Annotated in this window: 15 protein-coding genes; 2 read left to right on the plus strand and 13 right to left on the minus strand. The window is 42.1% G+C overall.

Annotated features, from left to right (window positions below; translation table 11 throughout):
* Positions 1 to 4: 4 nt before the first annotated feature.
* The 10 genes from QL986_RS07110 to trmJ all read right to left on the minus strand — a co-directional run bounded on the left by QL986_RS07110 (position 5) and on the right by trmJ (position 10530).
* The gene (locus QL986_RS07110) at positions 5 to 1546 is read right to left on the minus strand and encodes a PAS domain-containing methyl-accepting chemotaxis protein (protein WP_290191406.1); all 1542 of its coding nucleotides are present in this window, start codon (positions 1544 to 1546) and stop codon (positions 5 to 7) included.
* Positions 1547 to 2019: 473 nt separating this feature from the next.
* Entirely contained in the window at positions 2020 to 3447 is a 1428-nt protein-coding gene (locus QL986_RS07115) for an NAD-dependent succinate-semialdehyde dehydrogenase (RefSeq protein WP_290191407.1), read from the minus strand.
* 812 nt (positions 3448 to 4259) lie between these two features.
* Positions 4260 to 4598: an ISC system 2Fe-2S type ferredoxin gene (gene fdx, locus QL986_RS07120; RefSeq protein WP_008113929.1), complete on the minus strand. Its 339-nt coding sequence runs from the start codon at positions 4596 to 4598 to the stop codon at positions 4260 to 4262.
* 11 nt (positions 4599 to 4609) lie between these two features.
* A complete protein-coding gene (hscA, locus tag QL986_RS07125; protein WP_024602640.1) occupies positions 4610 to 6472 on the minus strand; it encodes a Fe-S protein assembly chaperone HscA in 1863 nt (620 codons plus the stop codon).
* 41 nt (positions 6473 to 6513) lie between these two features.
* Positions 6514 to 7041 (minus strand): co-chaperone HscB, encoded by a 528-nt coding sequence (gene hscB, locus QL986_RS07130; protein WP_290191408.1) that lies wholly within the window; start codon positions 7039 to 7041, stop codon positions 6514 to 6516.
* Positions 7042 to 7111: 70 nt separating this feature from the next.
* Positions 7112 to 7435, minus strand: coding sequence for an iron-sulfur cluster assembly protein IscA (gene iscA / locus QL986_RS07135; RefSeq protein WP_008113924.1), 324 nt, complete (start codon positions 7433 to 7435; stop codon positions 7112 to 7114).
* 9 nt (positions 7436 to 7444) lie between these two features.
* Entirely contained in the window at positions 7445 to 7828 is a 384-nt protein-coding gene (gene iscU / locus QL986_RS07140; protein ID WP_008113923.1) for a Fe-S cluster assembly scaffold IscU, read from the minus strand.
* A gap of 40 nt (positions 7829 to 7868) precedes the next feature.
* On the minus strand, positions 7869 to 9086 hold the full coding sequence (locus tag QL986_RS07145; RefSeq protein ID WP_008113922.1) for an IscS subfamily cysteine desulfurase: 1218 nt from the start codon (positions 9084 to 9086) through the stop codon (positions 7869 to 7871).
* A 24-nt stretch (positions 9087 to 9110) separates the two neighbouring features.
* A complete protein-coding gene (gene iscR, locus QL986_RS07150; protein ID WP_008113921.1) occupies positions 9111 to 9602 on the minus strand; it encodes a Fe-S cluster assembly transcriptional regulator IscR in 492 nt (163 codons plus the stop codon).
* 202 nt (positions 9603 to 9804) lie between these two features.
* The gene (trmJ, locus tag QL986_RS07155; protein ID WP_290191409.1) at positions 9805 to 10530 is read right to left on the minus strand and encodes a tRNA (cytosine(32)/uridine(32)-2'-O)-methyltransferase TrmJ; all 726 of its coding nucleotides are present in this window, start codon (positions 10528 to 10530) and stop codon (positions 9805 to 9807) included.
* Positions 10531 to 10597: 67 nt separating this feature from the next.
* Between trmJ and QL986_RS18865 the strand changes: the two genes are divergently transcribed.
* Positions 10598 to 10768, plus strand: coding sequence for a hypothetical protein (locus QL986_RS18865; protein ID WP_356741902.1), 171 nt, complete (start codon positions 10598 to 10600; stop codon positions 10766 to 10768).
* 190 nt (positions 10769 to 10958) lie between these two features.
* Here the strand turns inward: QL986_RS18865 and QL986_RS07160 are convergent, their stop codons facing one another.
* From QL986_RS07160 to prlC, 3 genes are all read right to left on the minus strand, one after another.
* A complete protein-coding gene (locus QL986_RS07160) occupies positions 10959 to 11714 on the minus strand; it encodes a class I SAM-dependent methyltransferase (protein ID WP_290191410.1) in 756 nt (251 codons plus the stop codon).
* 65 nt (positions 11715 to 11779) lie between these two features.
* Positions 11780 to 12958: a response regulator gene (locus QL986_RS07165; protein ID WP_013463997.1), complete on the minus strand. Its 1179-nt coding sequence runs from the start codon at positions 12956 to 12958 to the stop codon at positions 11780 to 11782.
* 162 nt (positions 12959 to 13120) lie between these two features.
* Positions 13121 to 15172, minus strand: coding sequence for an oligopeptidase A (gene prlC, locus QL986_RS07170; protein ID WP_290191411.1), 2052 nt, complete (start codon positions 15170 to 15172; stop codon positions 13121 to 13123).
* A 252-nt stretch (positions 15173 to 15424) separates the two neighbouring features.
* On the opposite strand from prlC, the gene gorA reads away from it, so the two are divergent.
* Positions 15425 to 16786: a glutathione-disulfide reductase gene (gene gorA / locus QL986_RS07175; RefSeq protein WP_013463995.1), complete on the plus strand. Its 1362-nt coding sequence runs from the start codon at positions 15425 to 15427 to the stop codon at positions 16784 to 16786.
* Positions 16787 to 16903: the final 117 nt, after the last annotated feature.

Here is a 16903-nt window from a genome sequence, read left to right on the forward strand (position 1 = left end):
TTTACTAACCTACTTTGAAAGAAAGACCTAATGACGCTAATGCTTTAGAGTGTTTTTCAATCGCATCAGACTCTGCCCCTACACAATGCGCTTGGGCTAAGTTTTCTGAAGACGCGCTACTAATATTGGAAATATTGCGGCTAATTTCTTGCGATACCATGCTTTGCTCTTCTGCAGCGGTTGAAATCTGCGTTGCTAAATCAGAAATATCAGTAATTGCCGCATATACTTTTGATACGATATCTTGCGTATTACGCGTTTCTTTCACACATGTTTCAGCAGCGTGTTTACCCGCTTCCATTGTTTTTGACCAGTTGAGTAGCGTAGACTGCATTTCGGAGATAGAGACTTGAATTTGCTCTGTGGCGGTATGTGTTCTGCTTGATAACGCACGTACCTCATCAGCAACAACAGAGAAGCCTCGGCCATGTTCACCAGCACGCGCAGCCTCAATAGCAGCATTAAGTGCAAGTAAATTTGTTTGATCGGCAATCCCTTGTATCTCTTGCATTATTCCACCTATTTTTTCAGCTTCTGTTGCTAACTCGCTCGCAGAGCTTGCTGAGTTATCAACCTCTGTCGCTAACAACGACACCTCTCGCATTGTCCCTGACATGGCTTGTGTTGCTGATTCACAATCTTGGTGAGCTTGTTGCACTCGTTGATTAGTAACTAAGGTATTTTTTGCTACCTCGTCAATTGAATGCACCATTTCTTCGACCGCAGACGATACCTGATGTAATTCAGACGCTTCTTTTTCAACGCCAGCTTGCGCAGCCTCAGCACAAACTTTAAGCGAATCAGCTCCTTTGCTAAGGCTTAAAGTACCATCAATAATACGCCCAACAATGGTCGTTACTTTACCCTCAAGTAATTTAATCTGAAAGTCTGCAAAGCTGAGGCTATCGCTACCAGAGTAAATATGGCGAGATACGCTATCTGGGCCTGCTTTGGTTTTTTTGATTTTGCTTTGCGAACGAATTAACTCTTCATAAAAAATAACAAAAGGCAGAGGAACAAACAGCAAGCATAACCAGAACATGTAACTTGTTAACCAAGCAATTAAAGCAGCACACCCAATAAATAGAGGCAATTTAAATGCAGCTAATTTTTCACTTAAAGGCGTAATTGATTGACCGTTGTTTAAACGTTGGTAAAGCTTTTCTGCGCGGTGTTTATATTCTGGAAGGAGTTGTTGACGAACTGATTGATAACCTACTTTTTTACCGTTTTCGTAAATAGGGGTAACAAATGCATCAACCCAGTAATAACGCCCATCTTTACATCTATTTTTTACAGCTCCTCGCCATGCGGTATCGCTTTTTAAATTAGACCACATATCACCAAATGCCGCAGGTGGCATATCTGGGTGACGAACCATATTATGATTTTTCCCTTTTAACTCATTGATGGTATACCCTGAAACTTTACAAAAGCTATCATTTGCATAGGTGATAACCCCTCGTAAATCTGTTGTAGAAACTAATTCTTCGTCAATGCCAAACGAAACTTCCTGGTCTACCGTTGCTTGATTTCTTCTACTCATAGTGGGTGCTTCATTATTTTTTAATGGGTGAATTTGCGGGATGTTAATTTATAAATGTATAAAACACAATTATACATTATTACTATATTCTAACAGTTCAAAAGAGCCTGAAACTTCATATTACACCTCAGCTTAGTAAAAATATACATTTAAAAACATGAGGTTACAAAAACTCACAAAAACAAACGAGAATAGTTATTACTTTATTTTAAGCTTATATACAAAGTTTAAACACCAATCACTGCTTATAGAGTAATTTTAGACCGAAGCGATAAGGTTCGCCACAAAAGTGGCTAAAAAAAATGCCACCAAATGGTGGCATTTACACACGGGGGTATTTCTACTTATAGAAATTTTTTTACTATTTTGTTACGAAAAATATATATTAAAAAGGTAACATTTAGCCCATTATCTAGCAACATTTAACCGAGTTTTATCTTACAACCATTAACTCATCGGAACAGTCTTAATCATTACACCTTAATACATACGTATTTTTCTTCTAAGTACTCATCTAAACCCTGATGCCCGCCTTCACGACCAAGACCTGATTGCTTTACACCACCAAACGGCGCAACTGGGTTTGATATAACTCCCTCATTTACACCTACCATGCCAAACTCTAGCCCTTCGCTTATACGATAGATTTGTTTAATGTTTTGGCTATAAAAGTACGCAGCTAACCCATAAGGGACGTCATTAGCAAGCGCAAGTACTTCGCTTTCTTCATCAAATGGGATCACCGTTAATACAGGACCAAACACTTCTTCGTGATAAATATCCATTTGTGTAGTGACATTGTTGACTATTAATGGGTTTTGAAAACTGCCACCTAAATTGCTGTTATCTCCAATTAGCGTAGCGCCTTTATCAAGAGCGTCTTTAATCAGTTGTTGCACTTTCTCTTTTGCTTTGGGGTAAATAAGCGGTCCTATGTCGGCATTTTCATCAAAACCGTTCGCAACTTTGAGCGCAGCGACTTTGGGTGTAATTTTTTCAAGCACGTCATTTAATATATTACGCTGAATAAAAATACGATTTGCTGCAACACATGCTTGTCCTGAGTTTCTAAATTTGGCCGCCATTAACCCATCAATAGCATCGTCAATATCAGCATTATCAAATATTATAAACGGGGCATTTCCCCCCAATTCCATTGAAGTACGCTTTATTGTAGATGCACATTGAGAGAGTAACTGCTTACCTACACCGGTAGAGCCAGTAAAAGTAAACTTACGTACCACGTCTGAGTCGGTCAGCATTTTGCCCACCTTTTTGGCATCTTGTGACACAAGCACATTAAATGCACCTTTAACAAAGCCAGCCTGATCAGCTAAATAAGCTAAAGCGATAGCACATAATGGTGTGTGCTCGGAAGGCTTGAGTATAAAACTACAGCCCGCGGCATAAGCCGGCGCGACTTTTCGAGTCACCATAGCAACAGGAAAGTTCCAAGGCGTAATACCTGCTACCACGCCAATAGGTTGCTTGAAGCTAGTTAAACGATGACTGTTATCGGTGGCGGGGATCACATCGCCGTAGCTGCGTTTAGCTTCCTCTGCAAACCATTTAATAAAACCGGCGCCATAATCTATTTCACCTAGCGATTCTTTAAGCGGTTTTCCCTGCTCTTTAGTCATGAGCTTAGCGAGTGTTTGTTTGTGCTTTATCACTATATCATACCAACGCATCAGGGTTTCACTTCGCTCGGTAGCATTGGTGGCTTTTAATTTTACAAAAGCGCCTTGCGCTGCTGTTATGGCATTTTTTACGCCTTGCTCATCAATATCACTTACATCAACAATACTTTGTTCGGTGGCCGGATCATCAACGCTAAAGCGTGAGTTGGTTTGATAAAATTCACCGTTAATAAACGAGTCTGAAAAAATAAGATCACTCAAAATATACCTCCAAAATGGGTTTTGGGCTTCGGGTTTTGGGCTTCGGGCTTCGGGCTTCGGGCTTCGATAAATTAAAAAAGCCTTGTGGTTAACGCTACAAGACTTATTCATTTTAATTTACCCGCCGCCCGTAACCCTTTACCTTCAACCTTTGTATTTATTCACTTCCTCTGCGCACTCTGTAATCTCTGTGGTAAATAAAATCACTAACAAACGTTAGATAAACCGCTTTAAAAAGCATATGCACAAAGAGAAGTGAATGAGAAGAAAATGAGAAAACACTAACCATTAGCCTGAGTGATTAATTGTTTTGTCACTTCCTCTAAAAGCGCAGCGTCTCTTAACCTCTTTGTGCATAATTTTATTACCTTTAACCACATTTTCGCGGCGTAAAGCCGCGCCTACAGGCTATTTTAATTTACCCGCGTCTCGCAGCCCGCCGCTCGTAACCTTTTGCCTTTCGCCTTTAACCTTTAAAAAAGACGCGGGGTAAACCCGCTGCTACTTCTGCTCGGCGTAAAGCCCCGCCTACAAAATATTTACACCACAGAGAATACAAAGGCGCTTCGCGCTTCACCGAGGGGTTAAGGTAAATAACACTAAACCTTTGCCTTTGCTCACTTTCTCTGTGAACTCTGTGCCCTCTGTGGTGAATAAATCACTAAAAAATCAAACAATGAGCCGCTGCAAGGCTAACTTGAGAAAGCTCTACGTCTACAAAAGATTTGTCTGCGCGGCATAAATCTTCGCCTAAAACAAAAAAGCCGCTGTATCAAACAGCGGCTTTTAATATAATAGTCATTAATTAAAAACTAGTGTTCTTCATTAACGATATTGAGATTGTACTTAGGTATTTCAACCACTAAGTCTTCATCCCTAATAATTGCTTGGCAACCTAAGCGCGATTCAGGCTCTAAACCCCATGCTTTATCTAGCATGTCATCTTCTAGATCATCACTTTCATCTAATGAGTCAAAACCTTCACGGATCACTAAATGACACGTTGTACATGCACATGATTTTTCACAGGCATGAGGAATGCTAATGCCATTTTTAAGCGCGATATCAAGTACCGTTTCGCCAGCGGGCGCTTCTATTGCTGCACCGTCAGGACACAACTCCGGATGGGGAAGAAAAACAATTTGTGGCATTCTAATCTCTCTTATATATTGTCTACTGACTGACCCGTTAAGGCTTTTTTAATTGACGCGTCCATTCTGCGCGCGGCAAAATCACTGCTCGCATTATCCATTTTTTCAATGGCCGCTTTAATTTCGCTTGGCTCTTGCGCACTCTCGCGTACTTTCGCAAGTTCGCTTATTTCCACTTTTAGCGTCGCTAATTGCTCAGGCTCAAGTAAATCGCCATCAGCAGCTAATGAGGCTTCCATCGCTTCTATTACACGAAGCGCTTCAACTTGTTGCTCTTTAAGCATACGCGCTTGCATATCGCCTTTAGCGTTACTCATCGACTCTTTAAGCATATTAGCAACTTGGTCGTCAGACAAACCAAACGACGGTTTTACTTGTATTTCTGCTTGGACACCCGTTGATTTTTCCATGGCTGATACGCTTAGTAAACCATCAGCGTCTACTTTAAAGGTAACGCGAATATGCGCCGCCCCCGCCGCCATAGGAGGAATACCTTTTAAGCTGAACTTTGCCAGCGATCGACAATCGTCAACCAGTTCACGTTCACCTTGTAATACATGCAACGACATGGCCGTTTGACCATCCTTAAACGTAGTAAATTCTTGCGCACGTGCAACCGGAATCGTGGTATTGCGTGGAATGATTTTTTCAACCAAGCCACCCATTGTTTCAAGGCCTAACGACAACGGTAACACATCAAGTAATAACATGTCTGAATCTGGCTTGTTACCAATTAATACGTCAGCTTGTAATGCAGCACCCAGTGCAACAACGCGATCAGGGTCAATTGAAGTGAGTGGCTGTTTATCAAAAAATTCACCGACTTGAGTACGCACTAATGGCATACGGGTTGAACCACCAACCATTACAACTTGTAATACTTCTTGATTTTCAATACCAGCATCTTTTACTGCACGACGACATGAGCGGAGCGTTTTTTTAACCAGTGGCATAGCGAGCTCATTAAATTTTTCTCGCGTTACTTCAACCATGTATTTTTCATCGTCAAACTCAAGGCCAACATTCACTTTTTCGTATTGGCTGAGTGCTTCTTTACAGGCTTTGGCTTTATTAATGAATAAGCGTAATACCGAAGGAGATAAGCCTGTCACGCCGGTTTCTTGTTTTAGGTAATCAACTAATAATGAGTCAAAGTCGTCACCGCCTAGACTAGAATCGCCACCGGTGGCCAGCACTTCAAACACGCCTTTATTAAGACGCAGAATAGAAATATCAAAGGTACCGCCTCCTAAATCATAAACGGCGATAATACCTTCTTGCCCTGAATCTAAACCGTAAGCAACGGCAGCGGCAGTAGGCTCGTTTAGTAAGCGCAGTACATTAATACCGGCAAGCTCAGCCGCATCTTTGGTGCTTTGACGCTGTGCATCATCAAAATAAGCTGGTACCGTAATCACTGCCCCTAAAATATCTTGATTACCAAAGCTTTGCTCAGCGCGTACTTTTAAAGCATTTAAAATATGACTTGAGGCTTTAACTGGGCTGATTTTTCCCGCAGCCGTTTCGATAGCCAATGCACCATCATCATCGCAAAACTGATAAGGCAGTTGGCCATAGCTTTGTTCTATTTCGGTTTGCGTTTTACCTAAAAAGCGCTTCACTGAAATAAGCGTATTAACCGGATCGAGTGTAGCTGCTTGCATTGCATCATTACCCACGGTAATGCCGCCAGCTTGATAACGAACCACTGAGGGTAACATCGCTTCGCCTGACTCATCAGTAATAGTGCGTGCTTCGCCGCTTTGTACGGTTGCCACTAATGAATTTGTAGTGCCTAAATCAATTCCAATGGCTAATTTGTGTTCATGTGGTGCCGCGCTCTGCCCCGGCTCAGCAATTTGCAATAATGCCATAATGCTCTTTAAACTCGTGTTGCTCGCTTTGCAGCAAGTAATTAATCGTCAAATAAACTGTCTTCAATGCGTTCAAGTTCGTCTTGTAACTTATATACAAATTTTAATTTGCGAATGTTGTCAGCAGCGTGTTGATATTGTTGCTCATCGTTGCTTGCAAGTTGCTCAGCCAATTCGTTGCTATACCGGGCTTTTAATTGCTTTATTTGCGACTCAAAATTAGCAATAGCGATATCTGGATCACTTGCAGAGGGAAGTTCTTCAAGCTCTTCGCGCAGTTCCATTTGTTGCATCAAGAACATGGGATCTTGCAGTGTTTGCTGCTCAGCGCGAATATCAACGCCCAGCTCACTCAACATATATTCAGCACGTTTAACCGGATGCTTAAGTGTTTGTAATGCGTCGTTAATTTCAGCGGTACTTTGTACGGCTATTAATTTATCACGACTGCTGGCATTAGCATGGCGATCAGGGTGTACAGCACGTTGAAGTTCTAAGTAGTGCTTGTTGATCATTGCTAAGTCAATATTGTAATCAACCGGTATTGCAAATAACTCAAAATAACGCATAACTTCTCACAAATGACAAAGCCCTACATTAACTGGCAGGGCTTATTTATATCTTAAAACAAGTTTGAGCTTAAACGGTAAAGCTTTCGCCACAGCCACACTCATCAGCTTGGTTAGGGTTATTAAATTTAAACCCTTCATTTAAACCTTCTTTAGTGTAGTCGAGCTCGGTGCCGTCGATATAAACTAAGCTTTTAGCGTCAACAATTAAGGTAACGCCTTTGGCCGCAAATGTTTCATCGTCATCGTTTAGCTCATCAACAAACTCTAGAACATAAGCAAGACCTGAACAGCCCGTCGTTTTAATGCCAACTCGCAGGCCAATGCCTTTACCACGGTTTGCTAAAAATGATTGTACGCGGTTTGCTGCCGCATCTGTCAATGTCACTGCCATGAATATCTCTTAGTTTGTATGTTTGCTTTTGTAATCTGCAATTGCTGCTTGAATTGCATCTTCGGCTAAAATTGAGCAGTGAATTTTCACTGGTGGTAATTCTAGCTCTGCGCTGATATCGGTATTTTTGATAGTCGCAGCTTCGTCTAATGTTTTGCCTTTAACCCACTCTGTTACCAGCGAAGATGAAGCAATTGCGCTACCACAGCCGTACGTTTTGAATTTTGCATCTTCAATAACGCCTTCCGCCGATACTTTAATTTGCAATTTCATTACGTCACCACATGCTGGTGCGCCTACCATACCCGTTGCCACTGACGGATCATTTTTGTCTAGAGCACCTACGTTACGTGGGTTTTCTACGTGGTCGATTACTTTATCACTGTAAGCCATAATTCTATCCTCACTACCTGCTAGGTATGGGCTCCACTAATTAGTGGTGCGCCCATTCAACTGAATCTAAATCAACACCTTCTTGGTGCATTTCCCAAAGAGGAGACATTTCACGTAAACGGCCAATCGAGTTTTTCATTAGCTCAACGGTGTAATCAATCTCTTCTTCGGTGGTAAAACGGCCAATACTAAAACGAATCGAGCTGTGCGCTAGCTCGTCGTTGCGACCTAATGCACGTAATACGTAAGAAGGCTCTAAACTTGCAGATGTACAGGCTGAACCTGACGATACCGCAATATCTTTAACAGCCATTAATAACGACTCACCTTCAACAAAGTTAAAGCTAATGTTGACAATACCAGGTACTGATTGGTCTTGCGTGCCGTTAAAGTACACTTCGTCCATATCCGTTAAAATGCCGTCGATTAGGCGTTTACGCAACGCACTGATGTGTGCGTGATCTTTTTCAAAATCTTGTTTTGCAATTCTAAATGCTGCACCCATACCCACTAATTGATGAGTTGCTAATGTACCAGAACGCATGCCACGCTCATGGCCGCCACCGTGCATTTGTGCTTCTAAACGTGCACGTGGTTTACGACGAACATACAAAGCACCTACGCCTTTAGGGCCGTATACTTTGTGCGCCGAGAATGACATAAAATCTACTTTGGTTTGTTGCACATCGATTAAAACTTTACCCGCGCTTTGTGCCGCATCTACGTGGAACATAATTTTACGTTCGCGACACATTTCACCAATAGTATTGATGTCTTGGATTACACCTAGCTCGTTATTTACATGCATAATACTTACAAGCACGGTGTCGTCACGCATAGTGTCTGCTAATTTTTGCAGATCAAGTAGGCCGTTTTCTTCAACGTCCATGTAGGTTACTTCAAACCCTTGACGCTCAAGTTCACGACATGTGTCGATAACCGCTTTGTGTTCAGTTTTAGCGGTAATAACATGCTTACCTTTTTTCTTGTAAAACTGAGCTGCACCTTTAATAGCAAGGTTATTTGATTCTGTTGCACCCGATGTGAATACAATTTCACGTGGGTCTGCATTAATTAAATCAGCAATGTCAGTACGTGCTTGGTCAACGACTTCTTCAGCTTGCCAACCAAAACGGTGTGAACGCGATGCTGGATTACCAAAATTACCGTCCATAGTCAGGCACTGCATCATTTCTTTGGCAACTCGTTCGTCAACAGGCGTAGTTGCTGCGTAATCTAAATAAATCGGTAACTTCATTTCTCTCTCCGCTGCAGGTCAACCTTAAAGTTGACAGCTTACTTGAATATTTTCCAACTGCTTAATTGCATCATTAACGCTGTTTTCTTGGCGAAGAGCGACCGCTTTAACGTCCGACTTTTCAACCAGTTCAGCTAAGGTAATATTATTTAAAAATTCTTCAATTCGTGCGCTTAAGTCTGACCACAATGTATGGGTTAAACAACGCATACCACTTTGACAACCAGTATTGCTTCGCTGACACCGTGTAGCGTCAACAGATTCATCTACCGCATTGATAACATCGCCAACTGAAATTACGTCAGCCTCACGTCCTAGTAAATAGCCCCCACCAGGACCTCGAACTGAGCTTACGAGCCCATTTTTACGTAAACGGGCAAATAATTGCTCAAGATAAGACAAAGAAATTTCTTGGCGCTGCGAAATATCTGCAAGCGCTACAGGGCCTATATTTGCATGTAGTGCAACATCCAGCATGGCTGTAACGGCGTATCTGCCTTTTGATGTTAACTTCATAACGCCCCCCGCACAAAAGAGTGCAAATTTTAATTACCAGAGTAGATTAGTCAAGTATTATCCTGATTGGCTAGCCTCGAATGCCAGCCGATAAACTTGTAATACCCGACTGTTTTGGTCAAGTATTGGGTCTATTGTAATTACCTGAGTAATTTAGTCAAGTATTAGTAGAGCAATAAAGGGCGCTATTTATAACTAATTGCTATTTTATAGACTTATTAATTGAGGTAAGAATACCTCGTAATATGTTCATTTCAGCATCTTCAGGGCGAGCACGATTAAACAAGCGACGTAGCTTAGTCATTACCATGCCTGGGTGCTGCTTAATGATGAAGCCTGTTTTAAACAAGGTGTCTTCAAGATGTTCGTAAAACAGCTCTGTTTGTTTAGACGATGGATATAGGGTGTCGTCTTCTTCTTGTTCCGCTTTAGGCTGTTGATTTAAAAACGCCATACGCGTTTCATAGCATAAGGTTTGTACTGCCATGGCTAAATTTAGCGAGCTGTATTCTGGGTTAGCAGGAATACATACATGGTAATTACACAGTTGTAATTCTTCGTTTGTTAAGCCACTGTTTTCACGACCAAATACAAGTGCTACAGGGCCATTTACAGCTTCGCCAACAAGCTTTTCACCACATTCTCTCGGCTCAACCATAGGCCACGACAATGTACGCGAACGGGCGCTAGTACCAATCGTTAATGCACAATCAGCAATCGCATCTGCAACACTATCAACAATAACGGCATTGCCTAGCACATCAGTCGCACCAGCAGCGAGTGCACTTGCATGGCTGTCTATTTCACAGGCTGGATCAACAAGGTATAACTTTGATAATCCCATGGTTTTCATGGCGCGCGCCGCTGAACCAATGTTACCAGAGTGTGATGTGTTTACTAAAACGATGCGAATATCATCTAAGATCATTGACAGTGCTACTTATCGAGTACAAAAAAATTGCGCAAATTCTAGCATGAAAACGCGCTGAGATCCTATATTCAATAGTCGAGATCTAAAAGATCAGTTCGGGGTCAGCGGTCAGCGGTCAGCGGTCAGCGGTCAGCGGTCAGCGGTCAGCGGTCAGCGGTCAGCGGTCAGCGGTCAGCGGTCAGCGGTCAGCGGTCAGCGGTCAGCGGTCAGCGGTCAGCGGTCAGCGGTCAGGTAGTAAAATACAACACCGAGCCTTATGCAAGCCCAGTTTTTATATTATAGGCGAGAGTTTACCTCGCGCACTTTCACAACATGTCAAACTACCTGCGCGGCGTAAAGCCCCGCCTACGTTTAACCCAAACACCGTACTTGGCTTAATCTTTTGCTGACAACTGACAGCTGAAGACTAAAAACTGTTCTTTAACCTAAACCATCGCGGCTTTTACATATACATCAAAGCGGTTCTTTTTAGTTTTGATTTGCATGCTTGGGGTTTTATCATTTAAAAATGGCGCATAATCGGGGCGTTTAACTACAACACGTTTGCTGGCAAGGGGGTAGGCAAACTCGAGTAAATCATCGGCGTCGGTATCGCCACCCACTAACTCTTGGAATACCCGCATTTCTTTTTTAACCAGTGCTGATTTTTCACGGTGCGGAAACATTGGATCTAAATACACCACATCTGGCATGCTGTCACATTGAGTAAGTAAGGTATGGCTTGAGCCAAATATTAAGCTCATATTTTGCTGCATCCATAGGCCAATTTCACTATCGTTATAAGCGCGTTGTAAACCGTCATATAACAGCGCGGCAACCACGGGGTGGCGCTCATGCAAAATCACTTTACAGCCTAGCGAAGCTAAAACAAAACCATCACGTCCAAGCCCTGCGGTTGCATCGAGTACCACTGGCGTTGCGCCCTTATTAAGACCAACGGCTTTAGCAATTGATTGCCCTTTACCACCACCAAATTTACGCCTATGTGCAACAGCACCAGTTACAAAGTCTACGTTAATTGCACCTAGTTTAGGCTCATCAGTTTTATATAGGCTTAGCCCTTTATCATCGTAATGCAAACTAAAGCCACGGCTTTGCTCCGCCCATTGAGCAAGCCCAAAACGTGTTTCTAACTCATTCAAATATGGCCGACACTCTTTAAACGCACACTGTATAACCACTTCACACTCCGATGATAAATTTCACCGTTATTATACTCAAACAAAAGCAATATACGATCTCTAGTTTAAAACAACTCAATATCGTTATTTTCACTCTCAGATTCTGGCTGCGCTTGTTGTTTACTTAGTTGTGTTTGAGTAATTAAGTCATCACGCTGTTGAGTAGTTGTTTTTAGTTGGTGCTTAATAAAGGCTAAATCATTCGTGGTTGCAACCAGCTGCTGTGATGTATGGCTAAGCTGAGTTATTTGCTCATTGAGCTGCGAAGCTGGTAAGTCATTTTGTGTTTGCATTAACGATTGGAGTTGCTCGAGCTGCTCTGTAAGCTGGCTAATCGCATTCGTTTGCATGGCGTTTTGATTTTTAAGCTGGGCAACAATATCTTTAAAAGCAAGGGTGAGCTCATTGTCGCGCATTAGTCGATATTGGTGCTGCTGTATAGTAACTACTTTTTCGTTAGTTACTTCTAAAATATGCGGAAATAAATCTTTATAGCGACCATACAGTGATGGCGTATCTATTGGCATATTTTTAATTAACAGTGAAATATTAGGGTAATTAATAATAGTACTATGACCAATATCAACAAAGCGCTCTGCATTTTTATGCTGCATGAGTAGCTCTTGCTCTAATGGGCATACGCCCGTCTCTTGGCTATAAAACACTCCCTGGTTATTTTGCCAAAAAACAACCACGACATTGAGGTGTAATGGCGTAAAAAAGCCTAAAAAGTATTCACTTAATAGTTCTAAATTATCAGCATGGTAGCTTTGACAAACAAAGCGCATAATGCGTCCCATGTCACCGGTTTCAATCATCGCCATTTCAGCTGTTTTATTGGCCTTTGCTATATCATACTGCAGTGCTGCGCATTGCTTGCGGTACTGGTAAAGAATTTTAATGCGTGCCATCAGCTCCTGCGCGTTAAAAGGCTTTAAAATGTAGTCAGCCCCGCCAACACTAAACCCTTTAATACGTTCGGCCTGCCCCACTTTGGATGATAAAAACATTACCGGAATGTCTGTTGTGGCTTTATTTTGTTTAATACTTTGGCAGACCTCATAACCAGACATACCCGGCATTTCAACATCAAGCAAAATAATATCAGGGTTATATTTATTTGCTTGTCTTATGCCATCTTCACCATTTTTGGCATGGAGCACTTTACAAAACCCAGCTAAAGACTCTTCAATAATATGGTGCATTAATTTATCGTCATCAATTGCCAGTATTAACTTTGCCATGCGTTAGTCCCTTTTAGTACTTTGTTCAAAGCATAGTACGCTATGTTGAAACTACTAAAATTTATTCAAAATATTCTTTAACAACGCTGTGTTTTAGGCAATAAAAAAGCGCCACTGGGGCGCTTTTGTAATTATATTTTAATCCGCAAAGGTCAACAGACCCTAAGCGGCAATGCCACTGTGGCGTAGTAGTGCGTCTACACTTGGCTCACGACCACGGAAGTTTTTAAACAATGTCATCGGCTCTTCGCTGCCGCCTTTTTCAAGAATGTGCTGCATAAACGCTTGGCCTGTTTGTGGATTAAAAATCCCCTCTTCTTCAAATTTAGAATAGGCGTCTGCCGAAAGTACTTCAGCCCATTTGTACGAGTAATACCCCGCGCTATAACCGCCCGCAAAAATATGACTAAAGCCATGCTGAAAACGATTAAACGCTGGCGGCTTAATGACTGAGGTACGACTGCGTACATCATCAAGCACAGCTTGAATGTTACATGGTTTGTCTGCCACGTAATCGTGGTGGATTTTAAAATCAAATAACGAGAACTCAAGTTGTCTTAACATTTGCATACCTGAGTTATAATTTTTAGCCGCAAGTAGTTTATCAAGCAACTCTTTTGGTAGTGGCTCACCGGTTTCGAAGTGACCTGAGATAAAGCTAAGCGCTTCTTCCTCGTAACACCAGTTTTCTAAAAACTGGCTTGGCAACTCAACAGCATCCCACGCTACCCCATTAATACCAGCAACGGGGGCTGCATCTACTTGGGTAAGCATATGATGAATACCGTGACCAAACTCATGAAACAGTGTGGTTACTTCATTATGGGTAAATAACGCCGGCTTATCGCCAATCGCTTTATTAAAGTTACAGACTAGGTAAGCAACCGGTGTTTGTAGCTCGCCATTTGCGCGCACTTTTCGACCCATACAGTCATCCATCCACGCACCACCACGCTTGTGATCGCGCGCATACAAATCTAAGTAAAAACGACCACGTAAAGTGTTATTGCTGTCATAAATTTCAAAAAAGCGTACATCTTTATGGTAGCTATCAAAATCAGCGACTTCTTTTACAGTAATGCCAAATAGGCGATTAACCGTTTCAAATAAGCCACTCAGTACTTTATTTGCTGGGAAGTACGGGCGAAGGACTTCATCTGAAATCGCGTACTTTTCTTGCTTTAGTTTTTCACTGTAATAACCAAAATCCCACGCCTGCAGTTCACTAATACCATGCTTTAGCTCTGCGTATTGTTGCAGCTCTTTAAGTTCTTGCTCTGCTTGTGGTTTAGACTTAGCGGCTAAGTCTTCTAAAAATGAGAATACCTGCCCGGGTGATTCTGCCATTTTTGTAGCCAACGATTTTTCAGCGTAGTTATTAAAGCCAAGTAATTGTGCTAACTCATGACGCAGTGCAAGTTCTTCGCTCATTATGGCTGAGTTATCAAACTCTCCCGCATTAGGGCCTTGATCGGATGCACGGGTAGAAAACGCGGTGTATGTTTCTTTGCGAAGTTCACGATTATCTGCATAGGTCATAATCGGCAAATATGAAGGGAAATCTAGGGTAAATACCCAGCCATCTAGCTCTTTACTTTTTGCTGTATCGGCCGCTAATGCAAGCGCTGATTCTGGTAAACCAGCCAATTGGCTTTCATCGGTAATATGCTTATGCCATGCAAGCGTGGCATCCATCACATTATTACCAAATTTTGAGGCAAGCTCTGATAAACGCGCACTAATTTCACCGTAGCGTTTTTGCTGCTCAGGATTTAGTGCAATGCCTGAAAGCTTAAAGTCACGCAATGCGTTAGTAATGGTTTTTTGCTGGGCAGTAGTGAGTGTTTTAAATTCGTCACTGTTATAAAGTGCGTTGTAAGCCTCATACAAACCTTGGTGCTGACCAACAAAAGTCGAGTATTCAGAAATAAGCGGTAAACATTGCTCGTAGGCTTCGCGAAGTTCATCATTATTCATTACTGAGTTCAAATGCGATACCGGTGAAAACAATCGCGATAGTTTATCGTCAGCTTCTTCAAGGGGTAATACTAAATCTTCCCATGTGTATGATTGCTTTGCTAATACATCATCAATTGCACTGCGACAGTGCTCAATACCTTTTTTTAGTGCCGGGACAACATGCTCTGGCTTTATTTTTGAAAAAGGCGGTAAACCTTCAAGCCCGATTAGGGGATTAGTATGTGCATTGGTCATAGTGATTCTCGGTTTATGCAAAATATAAAAATTTAAGTTGGGGCAAAATACGTAAATACAAGGGCAAACCTACTTTACTAGTTAACGAGTGTGTATCTGTAAATGATCACCTAGCAGCTTGATCTGAAATAGCATATCTTTCGTTTGATGAAGGATGTTTGATAGATTTTAGCAGCCCCGAACAAGTGACTTGCTCATCGCATATGCTATCATCGGCACAGAAAAGTTAAATTAATATTTAGAGGATTAAACATGGCTCAGCATTTTGATTACATTGCAATTGGTGGCGGTAGTGGTGGTATTGCATCAGCTAACCGTGCAGCAATGCGTGGCGCAAAAGTAGCATTAATTGAAGCTAAACACATGGGTGGCACCTGCGTAAACGTAGGGTGTGTTCCTAAAAAAGTAATGTGGCATGGCGCTCAAGTTGCTGAAGCAATTAATCTTTATGCTCCTGATTACGGTTTTGATGTTGAAGTTAAAGGCTTTGACTGGTCAAAGCTAGTAGAAAGCCGTGAAGCCTATATTGGCCGCATTCACAAAGGCTATGATAATGGTTTAGCTAAAAATGGCGTAACTGTGATCAAAGGCTTTGCAAAATTTGTGGATAGTAAAACCGTTGAAGTAAATGGTGAGCATTACACTGCTGATCACATTTTAGTTGCCGTAGGCGGACGCCCTACTATTCCTAACATTCCAGGTGCTGAACACGGTATTGATTCAAACGGCTTTTTTGAGCTGAACGAACAACCTAAGCGTGTTGCCGTTGTTGGTGCCGGTTACATTGCCGTAGAAATCGCTGGTGTGCTACACAGCCTAGGGACACAAACCCATTTATTTGTTCGTAAGAGCAAGCCGCTGCGCACCTTTGACCCATACATTATCGACACACTGGTTGATATTATGGCAAAAGAAGGCCCTACTCTGCACACTGAGTGTTCGCCAAAAGAGGTGGTAAAAGAGGCTGATGGCAGCTTAACTATTCATTTTGAAAACGGTTACAGCGAAAATGTTGATCAGGTTATTTGGGCGATTGGTCGTACACCTACAACCGATAAAATTAACCTTGCTGCAGCAGGCGTTGAAGTAAACGAAAGCGGCTATGTAAAAGTAGATGAATACCAAAACACCACGGCTAAAAATGTATACGCTGTGGGTGATATTATCGAAAATGGTATTGAGCTTACACCTGTTGCTGTAAAAGCGGGTCGTACTCTATCGGAGCGTTTATTCAATAAAGAATTGCCGAACGATTTGAAAATGGACTACAGCCTAGTACCAACCGTGGTATTTAGCCATCCACCTATCGGCACCATTGGCTTAACTGAGCAAGAGGCAATTTCTCAGTACGGCGAAGAAAATGTAAAAGTATATAAATCAAGCTTTGCGGCTATGTACACCGCAGTTACTCAGCATCGCCAAGCATGTAACATGATGCTTGTGTGTGCAGGCGATGATGAAAAAGTTGTGGGCTTACACGGTATCGGTTTCACCGTTGATGAAATGATTCAGGGCTTTGCTGTCGCCATGAAAATGGGCGCGACTAAAGCCGATTTTGATGCGGTTGTAGCACTACACCCAACAGGGTCGGAAGAATTTGTTACCATGAGATAGGTCGAGGTTCGAGGTTCGAGGTTCGAGGTTCGAGGTTCGAGGTTCGAGGTTCGAGAAATAAAAAAACCTTGTGGTTAACATCGCAAGGTTTTTTTATTTAGAAGTTAGGTGTTTTGC

The organism is Pseudoalteromonas sp. APC 3250 (assembly GCF_030407915.1).
In the GTDB taxonomy this organism is placed as follows: domain Bacteria; phylum Pseudomonadota; class Gammaproteobacteria; order Enterobacterales; family Alteromonadaceae; genus Pseudoalteromonas; species Pseudoalteromonas tetraodonis.